This is a genomic window from Corynebacterium sp. HMSC055A01, from assembly GCF_001809405.1.
GTDB lineage: Bacteria > Actinomycetota > Actinomycetes > Mycobacteriales > Mycobacteriaceae > Corynebacterium > Corynebacterium hesseae.
In genome coordinates, this window is record NZ_KV797595.1 from 61403 (window position 1) to 83324 (window position 21922).

Consider the following 21922-nt stretch of genomic DNA (forward strand, 5'->3'; position numbering starts at 1 on the left):
CGGCCCGGAGGGGGCCGCGATGACGGGGTGTTTTCGCTAGCGGCGGGTGCCGGGCAGGTGTGCGCGCCACGCAAGGATGACGTTGATGAGGCACACCAGCGCCAAGAAGCTGCCGATGCTGAACAACGCCGTGAAGCCGATATAGGGCGCAAGCGCGCTAAAGGCCATCGGGATGAAGAAGCCAGTGTAGGAAATGGAGTAGTACACGGCGGTCAAGCCGGCGAGCTCTCGCTCGCCCGCGATGCGCTGGACCTCGGACAATCCAGCGACCAGCGCCAAACCGTATCCCGAGCCCATCGTGGCGGCGGCCGCGATGCCGAGCGGCAGGGACAGTGAGTGAGCAGCAAACGCCCCGAGGATTGCGCCGACGGTGATGACGAACATCGACAGGGCCGAGGCTCGCGCGGACTTGTGGGTATCAACTAGGCGGCCCAGCATCTGGACGGCCACGCCGCAGCCCAGGGTGATGACGGTCATCAGGCCGGAGAAAGCGATGGGGGCGTTTCCAGCGGATTCGGATAGCAGCTGTGGAAGGAGCGCATAGGCCGCTCCCGCGCAGCCAAAGACCCAGGGGGCCACGGGCACGACGACACGCAGGAAACGCTTGTGCGCAGCGGCGGGGATGTGGAGCATCTCCAGCATGTCACGCACCCTGAGCTCCAGGATGGTGGTCTTGACATCGCCTCGGCTGGGCTGGCGGGTCTCAGGCGTATGCAGGAGCCACACGGCAGTCAACAGCGTGAGCAGCATGTGGAGGATATAGGCCGTGTGAGTCGGCCATGGCCCCCACTGGGCCAGCACCGAAGCGATACCCGCGCCGACGAGGAAGCCGGCGGTCAAACACAACGAAGCCTTACGAGCGCCGGACGCTGGGTCGCCGCCGGCGCGCGTGATGAGCTCCGTAATCCACGTTGAACCCACCGCCATGACTAGGCCTAATGCCATACCGCACAAGACGCGTCCCAACGCGATGATGAGTGGTTCGTTGGGGGCGATGGAGAGCAAGAAAGATCCCACCAAGGACAGCGGTGCCGCGGGGAGCAACAATGGGCGGCGGCCGAGCAGATCGGACAGTGGGCCACCGATGAGCAGTGCGGGGATGATGCCAACCACGTAGGCGGCTAAGAGCCCGTTGACCGTCACCTGGGAAAAATTCGAGGTCTCGCGGTACATCACCAGCAGCGGGGTGAACTCGTTTCCTCCCCACGCCACGGCGATCATCGAACCGGCGACGGGGAACCACGCGCGCTTAGGCAGCGGCGCTTCGGCGGAGCGGCTGGGCAAGCCTGGGGTGGCAGCGCTTTCAGTGCTTTCGGTGGTGTCGGCGTCTGTGGGGGCGTCGGGTTGGGGAGTGGGCGCCTCGACAAGCGGGTTCGAATGCGCAGAGACAGTCACAGTTGCTTCCTTGAGGAGTTGAGGTGGGAATGGAGTTCGGTCAGGTAGGTGTCGATGTCGCCGGTGCGGAGGGCGTCGGCAAGCAAGGCGTGCTGGGCCACGAAGCCGCGTGCCTTCTCGACGCTGCGGCCGATGGCAGTTGCGGTAAAGCGCTGTTGGCGCTCGCGCAAGGTGTGGCCGAGGTGGGCGAGGAGGCGGTTGCCGCCGTTGTCCATGATGGTTTGGTGGAACTTCGCATCCAGTTGGGTATAGGTGCCCAGATCGCCAGCGTCGAGGGCGGCCTTTTGCTCATCGATGGTGGCGACGAGGACATCGGCGATGAGGCCGCGCTCCTCTGCGGACAGTCCACAAATATGGCGGGCAGAGTTCTCATCCACGAGGAGGCGCGCCTCGTAGACCTCACGGATTTCGCGGGGGCTAATCGGTACGACCAGTGCACCGCGCTTGGGGTAGAGCTTCAAGAATCCCTCCACCTCCAAGCGGAGGAAAGCCTCGCGCACCGGGGTTCTACTCATTCCCAGCTCGGCGGCAAGGGCGGCCTCGGAGAGCATCTCCGAGTCATCGATGTCGTCATCGATGATGCGGCGCTTGAGGTGATCGTAGGCCCGTTCCGCGGCGGGTACCTTGTCTTTTTGCATGTATACATGATGCATGCATGCGGTGCTTTCGGTCTAGCGCAAACGCCAATTCGTGAGACATTGATCACGCGGTGGGCAAGTGAGAGCTAGTTCTCTGAGCGGCGCGTGTGGTCAGGTAGGAGATGTGTTAGAGGCGAGTGAGGGAGGAAGTGGGGACGTCGTAAAGCACTGCCTCTCCCATACCGACCCAACCGATAAAGGGATTGTCCTGAAGCACTTGTGGAGTGTGGACGTGGCCAAGAATCCATGCGTCGAAGCCACAGGCCTGTAGCTGTTCGGGTGTCGTGGGCAAGCATATGCCTTTAGAGAATTCACCGGTCACTGATGAGTGCAGTAATCCCAGATGCGGCTCGTTGCTCTGGCGCGTTGGAAAGGTGAGTGTGCGGGGATCGGGATCGGCAGCTACCGCGGCGGTGACAACGGTAGCGCCGGCGCAGTGAAAGGAGTGAACGTCGGCGGAATGAACCGTTACAGGCGAAGAGAAACTGAGTTCGTGGTGGACGTCGTGATTCCCGGAGATGAAATGGACGTCGCTGAAAAGCTCGCATGCGCGAGCCATGACTTTCTGTGCTTGGGGTACGTAGGTGGCTGCGTCGGCTTTGCGGTCAATGATGTCACCGAGGCAGATACATGCATCCGCAGTCGTGACCTCCAGTACGTTTAGCACCCACTCCATGCCTGGCGCGTCGGGGCGGCCAAGGTGAAGGTCCGCGAAAATGAGGATACTAGCCACGTGCCCTCCTTCCTTGCCACCACGTGATTAGGACTAGCACGACAGTGGAGGTTCCTACACCGATGAGCGTCATAGCCATGGCTTCAGCGCGGTGGCCCTGGTCAAATTGGTTCATGATCCACGGCGCAAGGAGATTGAGCTGGCTCGGGCGGATCAGGGAGGACATGACGAGCTCGCGGAAGCCCACAAAGAACGCCAGCAGCCAACCGGCAAAGATACCCGGGGCAAGCAGCGGCAAGGTGATGCTGCGCAACGTGTGGGAGGCGGAGGCGCCGGACACGGCGGCTGCCTCGTAGACCGAAGGGGAAACCGCGCCAGCGGAGGTCTTGATGTTCTGCACCGCCATCGGCAGGAAGAGAACAGTAAAAGCCATGACGAGGATGATCATGGAGCCATAAGGTGTCCATGGCAGCCAGGGAGCGTTCCATAGGAGAATGAAGCCAATGGCGAGAACGATTCCGGGGACGGTATCCGGTGCTACAGCAAGGAAGTCGACAACACGGGCGCTGATCTGCCTGGTTCGCTGGGTGAGCAAGGTGACCGCGATGCCGAGGATGACCGCCGTTGTGGCGCCAATTGCACCGAGGGCGATGGAACGCAGCAAAGCTTCTTGAGCGGAAGGCATCTGCAGGACGATGGCGAAATAGTCGAAGGTGAGGTTTTGAGGCGTTGGGGGCGCGGATCGCAGAATGGTCATGGCTGCCAGGGTGATGGAAATATACGGGATGAGCACCGAGCAGGCGATGATGAGGAAAGCAACTAAGCTGCCAAGGACCTTGCCTGCGGTGCCGATGCGGAGCGAGACTTGGCGGGATACTCGTCCACCACCGGTAAGGTCGCGCCGCGAGACCCATTGCTGGAATGCCCATGCGCCCACACCAAGTGCAAACAACACCGATGAGGAGGCTGCTGCATCGGAGAAACTCAACGGGTCGATGGTGACGTCTTGGTAGATGGAGGAGACGAGGACCGTGAAACCGATGGCGTTTCCCAAGGTAACTGGGGTGCCGAACTCGCCGGCAGCCTTGATGAAAATGATCAGTGCGCCCAGTGAATAGGGGCCCACGACGGTGGGGAGGATGATGCGACTAATCTGTTGCCACCGGCTGGCGCCTGCGACTTGAGCCATTTCCAGAGAGGATGCAGGAATTGAGGTCAGACAGTTGCGCAGGATGAGATAGAGGAAGGGGAAGAGCTCGCACGCCATGATGAAAGCCATGCCAGGAACCGAGTAAATGGCGTCATGCGCGAGCTTGCCGACGGTATGCCCGAAGAGCAATTCGGAGACTCCACCGCGGCGGGTGAAATCCATCCACGCCATTGCTGCGGCAAAAGGCGGGGTCATGAAAGGAATCATGATGGCGATTTCTATCCAGTTCGCTTTAGAAAAAGACGTCCACGCGCGCAGGAAAGCTAGCGGGGCGGCGAACAGAGTAGAAAAGACCACCACGAGGAGGGAGAGGACGACCGTATTGAGCAGCACCTCTCCCATTCCCGGCTCCACAATCTTGTGGAGAGAAGAAGGCTCATCGCGGTACCCCACCACAGCGCTGATGAGCACCGATACCAATGGCGCAGCGACAAGCACGAGCAGCACGAAGAGTACTGCATAAATGCCGAGAGTTCGCTGAGGGCTGCGGATAGTGGTGCTCATAAGGTGGGGTTGCTCCGTGGTGAGATAGTAGAGGCTACTTCAGGTAGCGCTCAGCGAACTTTTCCTTGATGTCCTTGGAGGAGGAGGCGATGCCATCGAGATCCTCGTTGAGGGTTTCAATCTCCTCCAGCTTCGGGCCGTTCTTCGGGGTGATCTCGGTGTTGGCCGGGATCATGTTCTTGGAAGCAGAAATCTCCTGTGCCTCATCGGAGAACATGAAGTCGACAAAAGCTTCGGCAGCGTCCTTGTTGTCGGTGGTCTTGAGGATCATGACCGGTCGCGGGGTTACGGTAGTGCCGGAGGAGGGGATAACAACCTCAAGCGGCTCGCCCTTGGCCTGAGCGGAGTATGCGGAGTAGTCCACACCACCCATGACGATGCCTCGAGAACCGGAGGTGACCTGGTCCAGGGCCGGACCGTTAGCGCCCTGGACAATCATGCCGTTGTCGAAGAGTTTGTCAAAGAGCTCCCAGGTCTTGTCCTCGCCCCACTGATCCACCATGGCGGCAATGAGGTCAGCGGCGGTGCCGGACTCGCGCGGATCCGGCATAATGACCTGATCCTTGTACTTTTCGTCAGCGAGGTCCTCCCAGTCCTGAGGAGCGGAGTCCACCACGTTGGTGTTGGTCACCAGTGCCAACGCGGAGCCATCGCGGCCGGTGAAGGTGCCGTTTTTGGATACCCAGCTCGAGGTGATCTTGTCAGCACCTTCCGGGGTGTACTCCGCCAGAGCGCCTGCCTTGTCCTGCTTGGAAGCAGCGGACCAAGAAGCCAAGTAGACCACGTCTGCCTGCGGGTTAGCCTCTTCCGCCTTGAGCTTGGCGGTGATCTTGCCGGTGGTGTCGGCGAAGACGTTGACCTTGACATCGGTCTTTTCCTCGAAGGCTTCGACGAGGGCGTCGGTAAGGCCCTGCGGGTTCGCGGAGTAGTAGTCCAGCTCGCCGGACAGTCCCTCCGGGGCTTCCCAGGCCTCGGCGCTGGTTTCAGCACCGGTGTTGTCGGCGGAGGATGCGTCGGTGGAGTCAGCGGAATCAACAGAACCGCAGCCAGCCAGAGCCAGAGCGGAAGCAGCGAGGGCGAGAGAAAGCTTCTTATACAGCATGGAGAATCCTTAAAAGTAGAAAACGGATGTGACTAGTACGCAAGACGTACCGTCGAACCACGATCGACTCGAGAGCGGCTGTAAGCCACCCAAGGCTCGTCAGCGCCTTCGACATCGCAGTGCAGCTCGTAGCGTCCGCCGATGTACTGAGCGGTGCGGACGATTCCGTCCACGTGGTGCGGGAAAGACCCGATGTCTTCCTCCGCGTCAAGGACGGTGAGGTTTTCCGGGCGGACGTCGGGAAGCCCGGCGCGGCGGTTCATAGTACCCACGAAGCCACCGACGAAGGGGGTGGCAGGGGAGTCGTAGAGGGTGACAGGATCGGCGAACTGTTCGATGACGCCGTCCTTCATGACGACGACGCGGTCCGACATGGACAGAGCCTCGGACTGATCGTGGGTGACGTAGATGACCGTGAGGCCTAAGCCGTGGACCAAGGCAGTGAGCTCGGCACGTATCTGAACACGCAGGGCAGCATCGAGCGCAGAGAGAGGTTCATCCATTAGTAGCAACTGCGGGTTGGACACAAGCGCGCGGGCGATGGCTACGCGCTGCTGCTGGCCACCGGAGAGTTGATTGGGGCGAGCTTGTGCCTTCGGGGTAATTCCGACCATGTCCATGCACGCGCGCACACGTTCTGTGCGTTCCACAGAAGACAGCTTGTTACCCGCGGTGGTGAGGGGAAACTCGATGTTTTTCTCCACAGTCATGTGCGGCCACAGCGCCAGATCTTGAAACACCATGGACAGGTTGCGCTTATTAACGGGAACGTTCGTGTGTGGGCCGAACACTTCTTTATCGGAGAAGGTAATGGTTCCAGTATCAGGGGTTTCCAGGCCTGCGATGCAGCGCAGAAGCGTGGACTTACCGCAACCGGAGGGGCCGAGGATGGAGATGAACTCGCCGGAGTTAATGACGAGGTCAGTGGCATGGAGACCAGTGTTGTCCGCGAACTCGCGCTTAATGCCGGTAACGACCACGTGGGCCTGGGAGGCGGGTTGTTGGGGCGAGAGTTGAGAAGTCACGGCGAAAAAGGTTAGGGCGGTAAAGTAAGCGGATGGGGGCGTTGGGGTTACGAAGGTGGTAAAGAAACATGAATAATGGGTGACGGATACGCGGTGTTTAAACTGGAGCACATGCAACGCTGGGTTCTTCACATCGACATGGACGCGTTCTTTGCGTCGGTGGAGCAGCTCACCCGCCCTACCTTGCGCGGCCGGCCTGTGCTGGTGGGAGGAACGAGCGGACGCGGCGTCGTCGCCGGTGCTTCCTATGAGGCCCGCGCATATGGAGCTCATTCCGCAATGCCCATGTTCCGCGCGCAGCAGCTCGTGGGTTATAAAGCCGTGGTGGTGCAGCCGCGCCGGGCGGTGTATGTGGCGGCCTCGCGCCGGGTATTTGGAATTATTGCGCAGCATGCGGGGGTCATCGAACAGCTCTCCATCGACGAGGCCTTCATGGAACCGGCCGCACTCGCCGGAGCCACGCCCGCCGAAGTCCGTGAGTGGTCGGAGAATCTGCGCCGAGTGATTCGAGCTGAGACGGGCCTTCCCAGCTCCATCGGCGCCGGTGCAGGCAAGCAAAGCGCGAAGATTGCGTCAGGGGAGGCCAAACCGGACGGGACTTTCATCGTGCCCCAGGAGCGCTTCGATGAGCTCATCCACCCGCTGCCGGTGGGCAAGCTCTGGGGAGCGGGCCCAGTCACCCAGCAGAAGCTCGCAGCCATTGGCGTGGAGACTATCGGACAGCTGGCGGCGATGAGCCGCAAGGAAGTCGAGATCTCACTGGGCAACGTGGTGGGCGTGCAGCTGTGGAAGCTCGCCCAAGGGATTGATGAGCGTCCGGTCGCCCCGCGCGCGATTGCTAAACAAATCTCCACCGAGTTCACCTACCCCACGGACCTGCGCACGGCGGCGGAGGTGGATGCGGCACTAATCCGCGCGGCGCAGGGCGCGCATTCCCGCCTGCTCAAGGACGGCCGCGGCGCGCGCACGGTGACGGTGAAGCTGCGGATGGCGGATTTCCACATCGAATCCCGCTCGGCCACGTTGCCCTATGCCACGGATGACCTGAAGGTCCTCGAGGCTAAGGCCTTGAGTTTGGCGCGCTACCCGGAGGAGCTCGGGCCCATCAGGCTGGTCGGGGTGAGCTACTCGGGGTTGGAGGAGGCCCGCCAAGACGTGCTGTTTCCGGAGCTAGACCGCGAGGTCGTGCGTCCAGCTCCGGATACGGATTACGAGACTGGCGTCAGCGATCACCTGCCCGGCGCGCCGGAACCCGAGGCAGAGCCCGGAGCAGAGTCGGAATCGCTGGGAGAAGCGGGATCGGATTCGATGCGCCGCTGGCATGCTACCCAGGACGTCTACCACTCCGAGTTTGGCCACGGCTGGATTCAAGGCGCCGGTCACGGGGTGGTCAGCGTGCGCTTTGAAACTCGCGCTACGGGCCCGGGGTTCGTGCGCTCTTTCGCGGCTGAGGATGAAGACCTCCACCCGGCCGATCCATTGGACTCACTGGCCTGGGAGGGGGCGCTGCCAGGCGACGCCACCGAGGCCGATGGGCCCGAGATTGACACCGCTGGGGCGGAACCGTCACGCGAGGATAGCTAGCCCGCGGTATAAGCCGCGGTGGGCGGTGCTGGGTTAAACATCTCTGCCACCGGTGTGCCGGTGGCAAGTGCCGCGGCGAGCATAATGCGGGCTTGGCCGGCTCGGAATCCACCGGAGGCCACCGCACCCATCTCGCCCAAGGTGGCACCGCCACCTGCGCCGCCATAGGCCAGCTTGGTGGCTCCGTAGGGCGTGCGGGTGCTAATCACCACGGGCACACCCGCTTGCAGCGCGCGGGCAACCCCGGCTCCCATCTCTTCACCCATGTTCCCCGAGCCCATGGCTTCGATGACGAGGCCTTGGGTGTGGTTGAGGGAGGCGTCGACAAGCGCGGCACCGGCACCCGGGTAGGCGGCGATGATCTCAACGGGGTGTTGCGCCATGGGGGAGAGCGGCAACGGCGGCAGAGCGGAGTCACCCACCGGTAGCTCCTCAAAGCCGTTGAGCTGCGAAGTATGCCATTTGCGCGCGCCGCGTCCGGGAATGGTCTTGCCGCCGAATTGCACCCACACGCCGGGCTTTCCGGAACGCAGGAGCTCATAGGAATCGCGCAGATTGCGCGGGCCATCACCAGCCGGGTGGTCGAAGGCGCGCTGCGCGCCAGTGAGCACGATGGGCCCCTCGCCGAGGTCGAAGAGGGATAACGCCAGCGCAGTTTCCTCCATGGAATCGGTGCCGTGCGTGATGAGGACACCATCAATCTCTGGGCGCGCAAGGTGCTGGCGCACACACAGCAGTAGCTCATCGAGGTCTGCCAAAGTAATCGAGCTGGAATCCAGCGCGCGGAATTCCACCACCTCAATGTCGTGTGTTCCGACTTCAGCGTCGAGGAATTGGGCTAGCTGTTGCCCACTGACGGTGGGGACCAGGGATCCGTCACGGACCGTCGTGCAGGCGATGGTGCCACCGGTGGCGATGAGGGCGAAAGTCATGACAGCAGGCTACTACAGGCACGCACCTGCGCGGGAACCCCAGGGCGGCGGTCGTGGACGCTAAAGTAAAAGGGATAAACCACGATCCCCTACGTGAGGAGTATTTGTGAAATCCTTCAAGCTGAGCGCCGCCGTTGTGGCCCTGGGCGCCGCGACTGCCCTGGCTGCCTGCTCGTCTTCCGAGGATGCAGACACCGAGAACAGCACCGCCGCTAAGCCTTCGGGCGAAACCTCCGCATCGCAGGTGGCCTCCACCGAGATGCCTACCGTGGAGCAGCTCAATGAGATCCTGACCAAGGCCGCCGACCCGAACCTTCCGCAGGAAGAGAAGGTCCAGCTGGTCCAGGGCAGTGAGACGGCGCCGGAGCTTTTCGACGTCATGTCGCAGTCCCAGGCCGAGTCCGGTGCCACCTTCGAGGTCGTTGCCCCGGTCATCCCGGGCCTCGTGCCGGATTCCGCGCTCGCGACCGTCCACATCAATACCCCGGACGGCCAACAGCAGACCGCCGACCAGGTGGAGTTCATCAACGAGGGCGGCACGTGGAAGCTGTCCAAGACGTGGGCCTGTGTCCTGGTCACCAACATCGTCCCGCCGGAAGAGGTGCCGGAGATGTGTGCTGATTCCGTACCGGAAGGCGCAGAGGCGCCTGCCGACGCCCCCGCTGAAGGCGCCGAAGCTCCTGCCGACGCCCCGGCAGAAGGCGCTGAGGCCCCAGCCGACGCCCCGGCTCAGTAAGACTGGGATTCAAGCTTCACCGCCCGCCACCACACTGGATTGAGAGCCGGTGGGTGGCGGGCGCTGCGCTGTCCGAAGGTCGGCGCGCGGTTGCCTGATGCGGGGCAGGCGCGGCGCGCAGCGGACTAGTCGGTGGTGAACGTCATATCGGTGGCGCTGGTTTGCACCACGCGAAGATCGGAGCTGTCCGCACCATAAGAAATGGCAGTAGTCACGGAGACATCGCCGGCTGTGGGAAGTGGTTTGGTCAGATCAACGGTGACCGTGCCCTTCGACGTCGACGTGGTGTCCATGACCTTGAGCTCTTTGCCCCGCAGCTCCTCGGGGGCGTCAGCGCCGTCGAAGGAGAGCGCGCCCAGGGACGGCCGCTGCTCAACCTCGACGTTGAGCGTGGCGATATCCCCGTCGAGCTTGTCCAAGGTATAGGTCGTGGTTTGCAGCAGCGTGGACTCGCCGGTAACGCGCGATTCCACGACCCACTGAGCGCCGGAGCCAATTTCCTCATCCGGGAAGACGATGGGCAGCGAGGTCAGGCTGGTGATGGCGTGCTCCACAGTGCTGCGGGCCTCGTCGGTTGCGGCCTGCGGGGCGGCAAGGCGCAGCGAGTTCATTTGCCCGCTATCCGTGCCGCGCCACCCAAACTGGAAGCCCTCGGCGGAGGAGACGTCCGCGCCTTCGGCCGCAGGTTTGCCCACGGTAACGAAGGCGTTGCGGCTGGCCGGCAACTGGCCCTCAACATTCTCGGTGGCAGCCTCCACCGAGGCCTGTAGCGGAAGGGTGACCTTGTCCTTGGTCGCTGGTGCAGGAGCCGAGCTGCCGTCCTTGCGCAATTGCTGGTCAAAACCCGTGGCGACCTCATAGGTCAGCTCCTGAGTGGCATCGAGATCCTTATACGCCACAACGCGGCTTGCGTCGTCACCGGGTTCTAGGAGGGTGACGCGCGGGGCGTCGAGGGCTAAGCCCACTGGCTCCTCGACTGGCTTGGCCGGCTGGGAATAGGAACAGCCGGCGAGCGCGCCGCTGACTCCCAAGACGGTGGCGGACAGGACTGCTAGAGCTCTCACACGAAACACGCATTCCAAATTACCGGATGAGCCTGTTTAGAATGGAACGAGTGAAAGCAAGGAGTTATATCGGAGTGATGGTTGCGGTGGTGCTCGGTGTGGCCGCCGTCGACCAAGCCGTGAAGGCACTGATGCTGTCCATCCTCACGGAAGGCGAAGCCCTACCGGTAATCGGTGACTGGTTCCGCTTCTACCTTCTCTTTAACCCCGGCGCCGCCTTCTCTATGGGAGGGGAAGGCTCGACGTGGCTGTTTACCACTATCCAACTCGCCTTCGTTGTTGGTGTAGCAATCGCCGCCCCGCGCATTCATGACAAGTGGCAGGCCATCGGGCTGGCGATGATCGCCGGCGGTGCTCTGGGCAACCTCATCGACCGCCTCGTGCGCGAGCCAGGGTTTTGGTTCGGCCACGTGGTGGATTACATCTCCGTGGGCAGCTTCGCTGTTTTCAATATCGCGGATGCGGCCATTACCTGTGGAGTCGTGGTCTTCATCATTGCGATGTTTTGGGCGGAGATGCACGAGAAAGCTGAAGAAAAGGAAACGGGGGAGAGTAATGCGCGAAAGCCGTAGGTTGCCGGTGCCCGAAGGTCTCGATGGCATGCGCGTGGATGCCGCCTTGGCCAAGCTCCTGGGCATTTCCCGCGCCCGCGTGGCCCAGCTGTGCACGGCGGGTGATGTGGAAATCGACGGTGCGGCCGTGGGCAAGTCCGAGCGCTTAAGCGCCGGTGGCTGGATCGACGTCATGATGCCAGCGCCCGAGGAGCCGCTCATCCCTAAGGAAGAGCTGGTGGAGGGCATGGATGTCCTCTACGCGGACGAGGATGTCATCTGCGTGTTCAAGCCCGTGGGGGTGGCCGCGCACCCGACTTTGGGCTGGGATGGGCCCACCGTCATCGGCGGGCTGCGGGCGGCGGGCTATGCGCTTGCCGACGCCGGCCCTACCGAACGCAAGGGCATCGTCCACCGCCTCGACGTGGGTACCTCAGGCGTCATGGTGGTCGCAGCTAGTGAGCGGGCCTACTCGCAGCTCAAGAACGCCTTCCGCGAGCGCACCGTGAAAAAGACCTATCACGCCGTGGTCCAGGGCCTGCCCGATCCCATCGTCGGCACCATTGATGCGCCTATCGGGCGTCATCCTTCCGCGGGCTGGAAGTTTGGGGTCATTGATGACGGCAAGCCGGCGGTGACGCACTACACGCTGCTCGAGGCCTTCCGCGAGGCCAGCCTCCTTGAAGTCCACCTGGAGACCGGCCGCACCCACCAGATCCGCGTGCACATGTCTGCTACTGGGCATCCCTGCGTGGGCGACCCGATGTATGGTTGCGACCCGAACCTGGCGAAACGCGTGGGCCTTAACCGCCAGTGGTTGCACGCGGTCGAGCTCGGTTTTACTCACCCGGGCACCGGCAAGTGGTTCGAATGCACCGCACCCTACCCGGACGATCTCAAGCACGCCGTGGAGGTATTGCGCGGATGAGCCCGCAGCGGAGCACACGCCAGCGCATCTATCGGCGCCGCCGCACCGCGGCGTTGGTGCTGCTGGCCGTGTTGGCGCTGGTGGTGATTGTCCTTTTCGGTCTGCTTGGCACGCAGCCTCGCTCGGCGTTGCAGGGAGATCAGCTGGGCCCGGATGGAACCGAGACTGCCGCCGAATACCGCGAGCGCGCGGAGGCCTCGCTGGCGCAGGCGGATAAGCCAGCCTATGCGTTGGTGGGTTTTACTAAGCCGCTGAGTCCGCACGACGTCTCTGAGGCCCTGCAACCAATCCAGCGCATGGATGCCATCGTGATCGGCTTGGCTGCCCCCATCGCTGTTCCCGAACCCGTCACAGGGGCCGAGCGCGCCGACGTCATCGAGGCGGTGTTCGCCCGCGTGGCTGCGCAAGCCAATGGCATGGGCGAGGAAGTCCCCACGCACGTTGATGCGGTGGTGGTCTATTCTGCGGGCACCCAACTGCGCGCACTCGCCTCCGACCCGCGGGTCGATACCGTGGAGGTTGCCCCCGACGATGCCGCCTGGGGATCCTTCGGCGTGCGCCCGCCCGCTAACGTCGGACAGAACGAGAACCGCTAAAACAGTCAAGGAGAAGACATGCGCTTGTTTCCGAACACCTCTACGTGGCCGCCGAACTACCGCTTTGCTTACCTCTTGATGTGGGCGGGCGCTTTCATCGCCTCTGGGGCTGCCATCGCGCAAGGGATCTGGGGTGCGGACAAGCTCGCCCTCGGCATTCTCATCGTGGTGGCCATCTACTGCATCGCCATGGCCGTCCTCATGCCGCGGTGGGCGCTGAACGCGCGCGAGGAATCCGCCCGGCGCGCCCAGGCTAAGCAAGCGCGCGAGGAGCTGAAGCGCCGCTAGCCCTCTGCGGTGGCGCGTGATGCGTCGGCAGGGTGGAGGCGGGCGCGGCGTCGAGAAGCGCGGCCCATGCGCACCAAGTCCGCAAGGTAGATGATCACCGCAACCCAGATGATGGCAAAGCCAATCCAGCGTTCGGTGGACATGTGCTCCTGGGTCACGAACAGCGCCCACAGCATCTGCATGATGGGGGTCATGTACTGCAGCATGCCGAGGGTAGACAGGCGCAGGTGCTTAGCACCCTGCGCGAAACACAGCAGCGGTAGGGCGGTGACGAGGCCGGAGGTAATCAGCAGCGCGATGTGCCCGGGGCCTTCGGTAATGAAGGTGGATTCGCCCTGTGCCTGCAGGTAGCCCAGATAAATGAGTGCGAAGGGGAGCATGACAATCGTTTCCGCGGCCACCGACCCCATGGAGGAGACCGTGATGCGCTTTTTAAGCAGGCCGTAGATACCGAAGCTGAAGGCTAGGGCCAGTGAGTAGTAAGGGGCCTGACCGGTCATGAAGGTCAGCCACAACACTGCGATGAAGGCGATGCTGACCGACGCCACCTGCGCCTTCGTCAGCTTTTCCTTGAGGAAGATGATTCCTAGGGCCACGGAGACGAGCGGGTTGATGAAGTAGCCAAGTGCGGCATCGGCCACGTGGTCGCTGTTGATGGCGATGACGTAGGTTCCCCAGTTGATGGTGATGGCCACGCCGCAGGCGAGCATCCACCCCCAGGTGCGCAAGCTGAACGCGCGTAACTCGCGCCAGCCGCCGGTTACCAAGAGCATTGCGGTGACAAGAACCGCGGTCCACACGATGCGGTGGGCCAAGATCTCGAAAGGGCTGGCGGGGCGCAGAAGCGGGAAAAACGCCGGGAAGAAGCCCCACATGAGATAGGCAGCAATAGTGTAGAACATTTAAGAAAATGTACCTCAGCGAGGAGCTACGGGCGAAGTTTGACGTCCCCGCTAAGATGAGCCGCATGGCCAAAAACTCCTCCTTCGTCCACCTGCACAACCACACCGAGTTCTCCATGCTGGATGGCATGGCCAAGGTGGATATGTTGGCGGATGAGGTGGTTCGCCAAGGAATGCCTGCCGTCGGCATGACAGACCACGGCAACATGTATGGCTCCAATGCCTTCTACCAAAGGATGACGAGTGCTGGCGTGAAGCCCATCATCGGCATCGAGGCCTATCTTGCGCCCGAGTCACGCTTCAACAAGAAGCGCGTGCTGTGGGGAACCCCGGACCAGAAGCGCGATGACGTCTCCGCTTCCGGTGCCTACCTGCACCAGACCATGCTGGCGGAAAATGAGACCGGCCTGCGCAACCTGTTCACGCTGTCCTCCCTGGCCTCCTATGAAGGCCAATTGGGCAAGTGGCCGCGCATGGACGCGGAATTGATTGCCGAGCATGCCGAGGGCATCATCGCCACCACCGGCTGTCCATCGGGTGACGTGCAGACCCGCCTGCGCCTGGGCCAGTTCAATGAGGCGTTAGAGGCCGCCGCTATGTGGCAAGACATCTACGGCAAGGACAACTTCTTCTTGGAGCTCATGGACCATGGGCTGGACATCGAGAAGCGCACGCGCGATGGCCTGTTGGAAATCGGCCGCAAGCTGGACCTGCCGCCGCTGGTGACCAATGACTGCCACTACGTGCTGGAAACCCAAGCCCCCGCGCACGAGGCGATGCTCTGTGTGCAGACCGGCAAGACCTTCATGGATCCGGACCGCTTCAAGTTCGACGGCACCGGCTACTACATCAAATCTGCCGCCCAGATGCGTGAGCTGTGGGACCATATGGTCCCGGAAGCCTGCGATAACACTCTGTGGATTGCGGAGCGCGTGCAAGACTACGGCAAGATCTGGGAGGAACATACCCACGACCGCATGCCGATTGCCGACGTCCCCGAAGGCCACACCCCAACCTCCTGGCTGACCCATGAGGTTATGGAAGGACTCAAGGATCGCTTCCCCGGTGGGGATGTTCCACAGGAGTACATCGACCGTGCTGAGTACGAAATCAGCGTCATCGATATGAAGGGCTACCCGTCCTACTTCCTTATCGTGGCCGAGCTTATTAAGCACGCGCGTTCCATCGGCATTCGCGTTGGTCCGGGCCGTGGTTCGGCGGCCGGTGCGCTCGTGGCCTACGCGCTGACGATTACCAATATTGACCCGATCGAGCACGATCTCCTCTTCGAGCGATTCCTGAACCCGGAGCGCCCCTCCGCGCCGGATATCGATATCGACTTCGATGATCGCCGCCGCGGCGAGATGATTACCTACGCCGCCGAGAGGTGGGGCGAGGACAAGGTGGCGCAGGTGATCACCTTCGGCACCGTGAAGACGAAGCAGGCTATTAAGGACTCCGCGAAGGTGCACTTTGGCCAGCCCGGCTTCCAGATGGCCGACCGCATTAACGGCGCACTGCCACCGGCCATCATGGCCAAGGACATCCCGCTCGCCGGCATCATGGACCCGGAGCACGAGCGCTATTCGGAGGCGGCCGAGGTCCGGCAGATGATTGAGACCGACCCGGACGTCAAGAAGATCTACGAGACCGCCCGTGGTCTTGAGGGCGTGGTCCGCCAAGCCGGCGTGCACGCGTGTGCCGTGATTATGGCTTCGGTGCGCCTCATGGACCACATTCCGATGTGGAAGCGCCCAGCCGACGGCGCCTACATCACCGGCTGGGACTACCCGGCCTGCGAGGCCATCGGGCTGCTGAAGATGGACTTCCTGGGCCTGCGCAACCTCACCGTGATTGGTGACTGCCTGGAGAACATCAAGAAAAACCGTGGCGAGGAAGTCCACCTCGAAGACCTTCACGCCGACGACCCGAAAGCCTCGAAGGTCTATGACCTGCTCTCGCGCGGCGATACCCTGGGCGTGTTCCAGCTGGACTCGGGCGGCATGCAGGAGCTGCTCAAGCGCATGAAACCGACTGGTTTTAAGGACATCGTGGCCTCGCTGGCGCTCTACCGCCCGGGCCCGATGGGCGTGAACGCGCACTGGGATTACGCGGACCGCAAGAATGGGCGCAAGGAAATCACTCCGATCCACCCCGAGCTGGAGGAGCCGCTCAAGGAAATCCTCGATGAGACGTACGGTCTCATCGTGTACCAGGAGCAGATCATGCGTATCTCGCAGAAGGTGGCAAACTACACCGCCGGCGAGGCAGACGGCTTCCGTAAGGCCATGGGTAAGAAGAAGCCCGAAGTCTTGGCGCAACAGTACGACAAGTTCTGGGGCGGCATGAAGGACAACGGCTACTCCAAGGAAGCGATGGACGCTCTGTGGGGCACCATCGAGCCCTTCGCCTCCTACGCGTTTAACAAGTCCCACGCCGCAGGCTACGGCTTGGTGTCCTTCTGGACGGCCTATCTCAAGGCCTACTATGCGCCGGAGTACATGGCTGCGCTGTTGACCTCGGTGGGTGACAAAAAGGATAAGTCCGCCATCTACCTGGCCGACTGCCGCCACCTGGGCATCCGCGTGCTCTCCCCGGATGTCAATGAATCGGTGGAGACTTTCCAGGCCGTGGGCGATGATATCCGCTTCGGCATGGGCGCTATCCGCAACGTTGGTGGGGATGTGGTGGATTCCATCGTGAAGACTAGGCGGGAGAAAGGCGCCTATACGTCCTTCTCCGACTACCTGGACAAAATCGAGCTGGCGGCCTGTTCGAAGCGCGTCACCGAATCCCTCATCAAGGCCGGTGCCTTCGATTCTTTGGGGCATCCGCGCAAGGGACTCATGCTCATCCACGAAGATGCCGTGGATTCGGTGCAGACGACGAAGAAGGCGGCCGACAAGGGCCAATTCGATCTCTTCGCCGGCTTTGGCGGGGAGGAAGGGCAAGGCGAGTCCGTCTCCGCCTTCGCCATCGATATTCCGGACGAGAACTGGGACCGCAAGCACGAGCTGGCCCTGGAGAGGGAAATGCTGGGCCTGTATGTCTCCGGCCACCCGCTCGACGGATTCGAAGAAGCCCTCAACGCGCAGACCGATACCCCGATTACGAAGATCCTCAACGGTGAGGTGGGCAATGGCCAAGAGCTGGTGATTGGCGGCATTATCTCGGGCGTTGACAGGCGCTTTTCCAAGCGTGATGGCTCGCCCTGGGCCATCGTCAGCATGGAGGACCACAACGGTGCACAGGTAGACATCCTCGTGTTTAACCAGGTGTATTCGTTGGTGGCCGCGCAGATCGCGGAAGATAACATCATCCTGGCCAAGGTGCAGGTGAAGATCCGCGATGAGCGCATGTCCCTGTTCTGCTCCGATATCCGCATCCCCGATCTTGGTCCCGGCAACGGTGCCGGCCTGCCGCTGCGCCTGACCATGCGCACGGATCAGTGCACGATGGACAACATTGCGCGCCTCAAGCAGGTCCTGGTCAACAACAAGGGCGAGTCGGATGTGTACCTCACGCTTGTCGACGGCGAAGAGTCCACCATGATGGTCCTTGGTGAGCATTTGCGTGTGGAGCGCTCCAGCAACCTCATGGGTGATCTCAAGGCGACGATGGGCGCCGGCATCCTGGGCTGAGACAGCATGCTTCGTTCGGGTGCTGAATAAAAGTACAGAATGAAGCGGGCTGCGCCTCGCCCGTGGGTTACGCTAGACAGCACAGTCTAGTTGAAAGGGAGACCGTTTCCTCATGGTCAATAAGATCCGCACCACCCACGTTGGCTCGCTGCCGCGCACGAAGGAGCTGCTGGAAGCTAACCTCGAGCGCTCCGCAGGCACCATCTCCGATGAGAAGTTCCACGAGATTCTGGAACGCTCGGTCGCAGACGTCGTTAAGCGCCAAGTCGATCTCGGCATCGACATCATTAACGAGGGCGAATACGGCCACATCACCTCCGGCGCCGTGGACTACGGCGCGTGGTGGAACTACTCCTTTACCCGCCTGGGTGGTCTGACCATGACGGACAAGGACCGCTGGGAAATCGGTGACAAGATTCGTTCCGAGCCGGGCAAGATTCGCCTTTCGTCGATGAAGGATCGCCGCGACCGCGCCCTTTTCGCCGAGGCCTACAACGACCCGGATTCGGGAATCTTTACCGGCCGCAAGAAGGTGGCCAACCCGGAGTTCACCGGCCCGGTTACCTACATTGGCCAGGAACAAGTCGAGGCAGACGTGAAGCTGCTTGCCGACGCCCTGCCAGAGGGCACCGAAGGTTTCGTCGCCGCCCTGTCCCCGGGTGCTGCGGCGCGCTTGCCTAACAAGTACTACGAGGATGAGACCGATCTCGTGCGTGCCTGCGGTGAAGCGCTCAAGGTGGAGTACAAGGCCATCACGGATGCTGGCTTGACCGTGCAGTTCGACGCCCCGGACCTGGCTGAAGCCTGGGACTCCGTGGTCCCGGAGCCGACGGTCGCGGACTTCCAGGCCTTCCTACGCGAGCGCATTGAGATCCTCAACGAGTCCATCAAGGACATCCCGCGTGAGCAGACTCGTCTGCACATCTGCTGGGGTTCCTGGCATGGCCCGCACGTGACGGATATTCCGTTCGAGGACATCATTGAGGAGATCCTGCAGGCCAAGGTCGGCGGATTCTCCTTCGAGGGTGCCTCGCCGCGTCACGCCCACGAGTGGCGCGTGTGGAAGGACCACAAGTTGCCGGAGGGCACCGTCATTTACCCGGGTGTGGTTTCTCACTCCACCAATGCTGTGGAGCACCCACGCTTGGTAGCAGACCGCATCATCCAGTTCGCTGAACTGGTCGGCCCAGAAAACGTGATCGCATCGACGGACTGTGGTCTCGGCGGCCGTCTGCACCACCAGATCGCGTGGGCCAAGCTGGAATCCCTCGTGGAGGGTGCGCAGATTGCCACCGAGGAGCTGTTCTAAGCAGCGAGCGGCCTTGAACCAGCGAGCAAACTAAATAAACGCGCGAACCGAGCAGGTTCGCGCGTTTAATTTTTGGTGGGGAGGCGGTTACTTCGCAGCAGCTTTCTCGCCTTCCTTCTTCTGGGAGTTATCCCAGTAGAAGCCGTGGCTCTTGAGGAAGGCGCGCAGACCATCGAGAACGGATGGGTCGAATTGTGCGACCACGGTCAGCGCATTAATAGCGACGGCGACCAGAGCGATAATGCCGCCGACCCACGCAAAGACCTCTTCGGCTGTGTCATTGGGGCGGGCGGACTGTACCCATTCGGGCATCTCGTCCCATTCCTTCTCCAACTCGGCGTCCTTTTCCGCTTGGACGCAGTCTGGCTCTGCTGGCATGCCAGAGGAACCATAACCGTTAAGGATGCCGAGCCCCAGCTCCTGCGGCCCCATGAAGGAAGAACCTGCGGTGCCATCAGCCACCGCCTGCTCGTGCTCCTCACGCGCCTTGTGCACAGCGTCCGCACATTCCTTGGAGAGATCGGAGGTGTCGATGTGACCGACGTTCATCGAGCTTCCACCGTTGGGGCCCTGAGAGCTTCCGCCACTAGAGCTTTGGCTCTGGGAGGAAGCGGAGGACTGGCTGCTCTCAGCGGATTCTGCGGCTGTGGCCAACGGAGTGACCAGGGCCATCGTCGTCGCGCACACTGCGATAAGGGAGGTGGAAAGGCGCATAATCAGGAATTCTCCTTGAAAGAAGGTGCGAAGGGGGTGCGAGAAAAAAGGGGCTAGCTTGTCCTAAGCCCACTTCAATGTAGCAGCCCGCCCCGAGGAAAAGTAGGGATTACAGGAACTTCTCCAGCTGCTCACGCAGCGGCGCCGGTGCAAGGCTGAGGACGGTTTCGCGGATACCCGGAGTGTTCAGCAGGCCTACCGCGGCAGCCACCGCGGCGATGACTCCGATGACAGAACCGGCGATGATGCCCGCGGTGGATGAGTGGGAGCTGTGGTTATTCTTGCCCTCGTCGTCCTTGTTGTCGGCAGCGTCTTCGTCGTCGAGCACATCTTCAACGGAGTAGATGGTGGTGGTTCCGGAGACTTCGTTGCCCACGATGAGCAGGTGCTCGCCGTTGGGGGAGTTGGCCTTGTCGACGAAAGTGAAGCCCTCCGGGCCCAAGTCACCGGCAGCGGCGAACTCATCGGTGGAGAAGTCGCGATTGTTGACATAGGTGACGAAGGAGGCATTGGCCGGGTCAGTGACGTCATAGACGAAAACGCCGCCGACGCGCTCGGCGCCAACGAAAGCATAGGTGCGATCCCCAACCTTGCCGATTGTCAGGGCCTCCGGTTCAGGGCCCTTGTTGTCAGAGCGGTCATCAAACTCGGCCGCTTCGTTATCGGCGTTGTGGTGGAACACACCCGGTTCATTCAGCTCAGCGGTGATCTTTTCAAAATCGCTACCGGAGTCGAAGACGACCGTGCCGTTGGCATCGTAGATGCTAAAAGACCGGGAGCCGTAGGCATAGAGTTCATCGAAGCAGCCCTTCTCTTCATTCCAGCCGGAAGCAGTACTCAGCTTCAGGTTGCCGGCCTGTTTCTTATCGGCGAGGTCTTCCGCAGAGACGTCGCCCAGCGCGCCCTCGCACACCTTGCCGTCCTCGATGAGGTCCTTGAGCTCGACTTCATCGGTGTAGACGCCGGAACCACCGTCCTTTTCCTTGACACCCCACTCGCGGGCATCGCCTTCGTTCGCGGTAGCAAAGTAGGTCTGGCCACCGGCGGTGAAAGCGCCGATGGAATCCGGCATGGACAGCCCCTTGACCGGGATGGTGCGCAGCTCAGCCGAATCATCCTTGTTGGAGGAGTCGAGCGGCACCTGCGAGTGATCCGCAATGTGAGCCGGCAGGATCTTCTCCACGGTGGCGGATTCAATATCGATGACCCCAATGGCATTGGCCTCCTGCAGTGTCACGTATGCCTTGCCCGCCTGGGAGGAGATGTACTCCGGTTCGAAGTCAATGGAGGGCTTCGCCTCGTGCCCGGAGGGACCAAAGACGCGCACCCCCTCAGGCAGTGGCTTGCCGTCGAAAGCCGTGAAATCAGCGATGCGGGCATCCGCCTGAGCCGGCGCCGCAACTCCCGCCGGCAGCTTGATAACGGAGACGGAACCTTCTGGGTCGGCGACGTAATCGGTGCCCTCGGCGTTGAGCTCGTTCGACGGCTCGCCCTCGTTGGCCACGAGAGCGTAGCTTCCGTCCGCGGTGAGGTGGACGTTATCCGGCAAAGCCCCCACCGCCACGCGCCCCAGCTCGGCGGCGGCCAGGTCCTCGGCCGCAGCGTTGAAGAAGAGCGCCTCGCCGTTCTCGGTCTTGTCCGCCTGCTGGACGGCGGCCACAGCCAGGCCATCAGGGCGCACGGCTACGGAGTTGATCTCTTTGCCTTCACCGGCAGAAATGGAGCCGATCAAGGTGGGCTTGGCTGGGTCAGCGGCGTCGAGGACGTCGATCTGGCCCGCGTGCGCGTTAACCGTAAGGATGCGCTTGGAGGCTGGGTGGAAGGCCACGATTTCCGCGGCTGACTCTGCGTACACGCCGGATTCATAGGTGCCGATCGGGGTCACCTTGAGGTTGGCGTCAGCGGCGGAATGCTCGATGACGTTGTCCACAATCGCGGCCGAGGATGCCGGAACGGTCAGGCTAAGGCTAGTCGCGGTCGCAGCACACACCGCGAGAGTGCGGCGGGAGAAAGAGCGAGACATTGAGAAAGACTCCTTGAAGCGGAACGAAAAAGTTTCCGAACCACCGTACGTTGCGCCCATGGTGCTTTTGGGGAACGCAGCGTTGCAAACAATCGATATCTAGGTAA

19 protein-coding genes are annotated in these 21922 nt (G+C 62.0%); 8 read left to right on the forward strand and 11 right to left on the reverse strand.

Features of this window, described 5'->3' with window-relative positions:
• Nucleotides 1-36: 36 nt before the first annotated feature.
• The 6 genes from HMPREF2604_RS11430 to HMPREF2604_RS11455 form a co-directional block, all read right to left on the reverse strand.
• A complete protein-coding gene (locus tag HMPREF2604_RS11430) occupies nt 37-1284 on the reverse strand; it encodes an MFS transporter (protein WP_210384688.1) in 1248 nt (415 codons plus the stop codon).
• A gap of 107 nt (nt 1285-1391) precedes the next feature.
• Complete coding sequence (locus HMPREF2604_RS11435; protein WP_070562676.1) at nt 1392-2033, reverse strand: GntR family transcriptional regulator; 642 nt, start codon at nt 2031-2033, stop codon at nt 1392-1394.
• Nucleotides 2034-2160: 127 nt separating this feature from the next.
• Complete coding sequence (locus HMPREF2604_RS11440) at nt 2161-2766, reverse strand: metallophosphoesterase family protein (RefSeq protein WP_083299252.1); 606 nt, start codon at nt 2764-2766, stop codon at nt 2161-2163.
• Entirely contained in the window at nt 2759-4420 is a 1662-nt protein-coding gene (locus HMPREF2604_RS11445; RefSeq protein ID WP_070565478.1) for an ABC transporter permease, read from the reverse strand. Before HMPREF2604_RS11445 ends, HMPREF2604_RS11440 begins: the two co-directional genes overlap by 8 nt.
• Nucleotides 4421-4454: 34 nt before the next feature.
• Nucleotides 4455-5522, reverse strand: coding sequence for an ABC transporter substrate-binding protein (locus tag HMPREF2604_RS11450; protein WP_070565480.1), 1068 nt, complete (start codon nt 5520-5522; stop codon nt 4455-4457).
• 32 nt (nt 5523-5554) lie between these two features.
• Complete coding sequence (locus HMPREF2604_RS11455; RefSeq protein WP_070565609.1) at nt 5555-6547, reverse strand: ABC transporter ATP-binding protein; 993 nt, start codon at nt 6545-6547, stop codon at nt 5555-5557.
• 111 nt (nt 6548-6658) lie between these two features.
• Here HMPREF2604_RS11455 and HMPREF2604_RS11460 point away from each other — a divergent pair, with 111 nt between their 5' ends.
• Complete coding sequence (locus HMPREF2604_RS11460) at nt 6659-8131, forward strand: DNA polymerase IV (RefSeq protein WP_070533297.1); 1473 nt, start codon at nt 6659-6661, stop codon at nt 8129-8131.
• On the opposite strand, the gene HMPREF2604_RS11465 is transcribed toward HMPREF2604_RS11460, so the two are convergent.
• Nucleotides 8128-9063: an asparaginase gene (locus tag HMPREF2604_RS11465; protein WP_070533294.1), complete on the reverse strand. Its 936-nt coding sequence runs from the start codon at nt 9061-9063 to the stop codon at nt 8128-8130. The two genes, HMPREF2604_RS11460 and HMPREF2604_RS11465, sit on opposite strands and share 4 nt — an antisense overlap.
• Before the next feature lie 106 nt (nt 9064-9169).
• On the opposite strand from HMPREF2604_RS11465, the gene HMPREF2604_RS11470 reads away from it, so the two are divergent.
• Entirely contained in the window at nt 9170-9799 is a 630-nt protein-coding gene (locus tag HMPREF2604_RS11470) for a WKL family lipoprotein (protein ID WP_070519893.1), read from the forward strand.
• A 125-nt stretch (nt 9800-9924) separates the two neighbouring features.
• Here HMPREF2604_RS11470 and HMPREF2604_RS11475 read toward each other — a convergent pair whose 3' ends face one another.
• The gene (locus tag HMPREF2604_RS11475; RefSeq protein WP_070565482.1) at nt 9925-10872 is read right to left on the reverse strand and encodes a DUF6263 family protein; all 948 of its coding nucleotides are present in this window, start codon (nt 10870-10872) and stop codon (nt 9925-9927) included.
• Between the two features lie 32 nt (nt 10873-10904).
• Here HMPREF2604_RS11475 and lspA point away from each other — a divergent pair, with 32 nt between their 5' ends.
• Genes lspA through HMPREF2604_RS11495 form a run of 4 tightly spaced genes read left to right on the forward strand, consistent with a single transcriptional unit; the run spans nt 10905 to nt 13226 of the window.
• Nucleotides 10905-11435, forward strand: a complete 531-nt coding sequence (gene lspA / locus HMPREF2604_RS11480; RefSeq protein ID WP_070562687.1) for a signal peptidase II — start codon at nt 10905-10907, stop codon at nt 11433-11435.
• Complete coding sequence (locus HMPREF2604_RS11485; protein ID WP_046647986.1) at nt 11419-12342, forward strand: RluA family pseudouridine synthase; 924 nt, start codon at nt 11419-11421, stop codon at nt 12340-12342. Before lspA ends, HMPREF2604_RS11485 begins: the two co-directional genes overlap by 17 nt.
• A complete protein-coding gene (locus HMPREF2604_RS11490) occupies nt 12339-12938 on the forward strand; it encodes a hypothetical protein (protein ID WP_070565484.1) in 600 nt (199 codons plus the stop codon). Before HMPREF2604_RS11485 ends, HMPREF2604_RS11490 begins: the two co-directional genes overlap by 4 nt.
• An 18-nt stretch (nt 12939-12956) precedes the next feature.
• Nucleotides 12957-13226, forward strand: a complete 270-nt coding sequence (locus tag HMPREF2604_RS11495) for a type II secretion system protein (RefSeq protein WP_070519902.1) — start codon at nt 12957-12959, stop codon at nt 13224-13226.
• Here HMPREF2604_RS11495 and rarD read toward each other — a convergent pair.
• A complete protein-coding gene (rarD, locus tag HMPREF2604_RS11500; protein WP_070562693.1) occupies nt 13223-14128 on the reverse strand; it encodes an EamA family transporter RarD in 906 nt (301 codons plus the stop codon). The two genes, HMPREF2604_RS11495 and rarD, sit on opposite strands and share 4 nt — an antisense overlap.
• Before the next feature lie 65 nt (nt 14129-14193).
• Here rarD and dnaE point away from each other — a divergent pair, with 65 nt between their 5' ends.
• Together dnaE and HMPREF2604_RS11510 are read left to right on the forward strand one after the other, a co-directional pair.
• Nucleotides 14194-17769 carry a DNA polymerase III subunit alpha gene (gene dnaE, locus HMPREF2604_RS11505; RefSeq protein WP_070565611.1) on the forward strand — a complete coding sequence of 1192 codons (3576 nt, stop codon included), beginning with the start codon at nt 14194-14196 and terminating at the stop codon, nt 17767-17769.
• 112 nt (nt 17770-17881) lie between these two features.
• On the forward strand, nt 17882-19078 hold the full coding sequence (locus HMPREF2604_RS11510; protein ID WP_070519906.1) for a cobalamin-independent methionine synthase II family protein: 1197 nt from the start codon (nt 17882-17884) through the stop codon (nt 19076-19078).
• A gap of 87 nt (nt 19079-19165) precedes the next feature.
• Here HMPREF2604_RS11510 and HMPREF2604_RS11515 read toward each other — a convergent pair whose 3' ends face one another.
• Together HMPREF2604_RS11515 and HMPREF2604_RS11520 are read right to left on the reverse strand one after the other, a co-directional pair.
• Nucleotides 19166-19792 (reverse strand): hypothetical protein, encoded by a 627-nt coding sequence (locus HMPREF2604_RS11515; RefSeq protein WP_070565486.1) that lies wholly within the window; start codon nt 19790-19792, stop codon nt 19166-19168.
• Between the two features lie 109 nt (nt 19793-19901).
• Nucleotides 19902-21815, reverse strand: a complete 1914-nt coding sequence (locus tag HMPREF2604_RS11520; protein ID WP_070565488.1) for a choice-of-anchor I family protein — start codon at nt 21813-21815, stop codon at nt 19902-19904.
• Nucleotides 21816-21922 lie beyond the last annotated feature (107 nt).

What these genes read in the sequence shown, in the direction of transcription:
- dnaE (WP_070565611.1), top strand. Translation starts at nt 14,194, where the DNA reads ATGGCCAAAAACTCCTCCTTCGTCCACCTGCACAACCACACCGAGTTC.
- lspA (WP_070562687.1), top strand. Translation starts at nt 10,905, where the DNA reads ATGGAACGAGTGAAAGCAAGGAGTTATATCGGAGTGATGGTTGCGGTG.
- HMPREF2604_RS11450 (WP_070565480.1), bottom strand. Translation starts at nt 5,522, where the DNA reads ATGCTGTATAAGAAGCTTTCTCTCGCCCTCGCTGCTTCCGCTCTGGCT.
- HMPREF2604_RS11485 (WP_046647986.1), top strand. Translation starts at nt 11,419, where the DNA reads ATGCGCGAAAGCCGTAGGTTGCCGGTGCCCGAAGGTCTCGATGGCATG.
- HMPREF2604_RS11460 (WP_070533297.1), top strand. Translation starts at nt 6,659, where the DNA reads ATGCAACGCTGGGTTCTTCACATCGACATGGACGCGTTCTTTGCGTCG.
- HMPREF2604_RS11435 (WP_070562676.1), bottom strand. Translation starts at nt 2,033, where the DNA reads ATGCAAAAAGACAAGGTACCCGCCGCGGAACGGGCCTACGATCACCTC.
- HMPREF2604_RS11520 (WP_070565488.1), bottom strand. Translation starts at nt 21,815, where the DNA reads ATGTCTCGCTCTTTCTCCCGCCGCACTCTCGCGGTGTGTGCTGCGACC.
- HMPREF2604_RS11510 (WP_070519906.1), top strand. Translation starts at nt 17,882, where the DNA reads ATGGTCAATAAGATCCGCACCACCCACGTTGGCTCGCTGCCGCGCACG.
- HMPREF2604_RS11465 (WP_070533294.1), bottom strand. Translation starts at nt 9,063, where the DNA reads ATGACTTTCGCCCTCATCGCCACCGGTGGCACCATCGCCTGCACGACG.
- HMPREF2604_RS11490 (WP_070565484.1), top strand. Translation starts at nt 12,339, where the DNA reads ATGAGCCCGCAGCGGAGCACACGCCAGCGCATCTATCGGCGCCGCCGC.
- HMPREF2604_RS11445 (WP_070565478.1), bottom strand. Translation starts at nt 4,420, where the DNA reads ATGAGCACCACTATCCGCAGCCCTCAGCGAACTCTCGGCATTTATGCA.
- rarD (WP_070562693.1), bottom strand. Translation starts at nt 14,128, where the DNA reads ATGTTCTACACTATTGCTGCCTATCTCATGTGGGGCTTCTTCCCGGCG.
- HMPREF2604_RS11515 (WP_070565486.1), bottom strand. Translation starts at nt 19,792, where the DNA reads ATGCGCCTTTCCACCTCCCTTATCGCAGTGTGCGCGACGACGATGGCC.
- HMPREF2604_RS11495 (WP_070519902.1), top strand. Translation starts at nt 12,957, where the DNA reads ATGCGCTTGTTTCCGAACACCTCTACGTGGCCGCCGAACTACCGCTTT.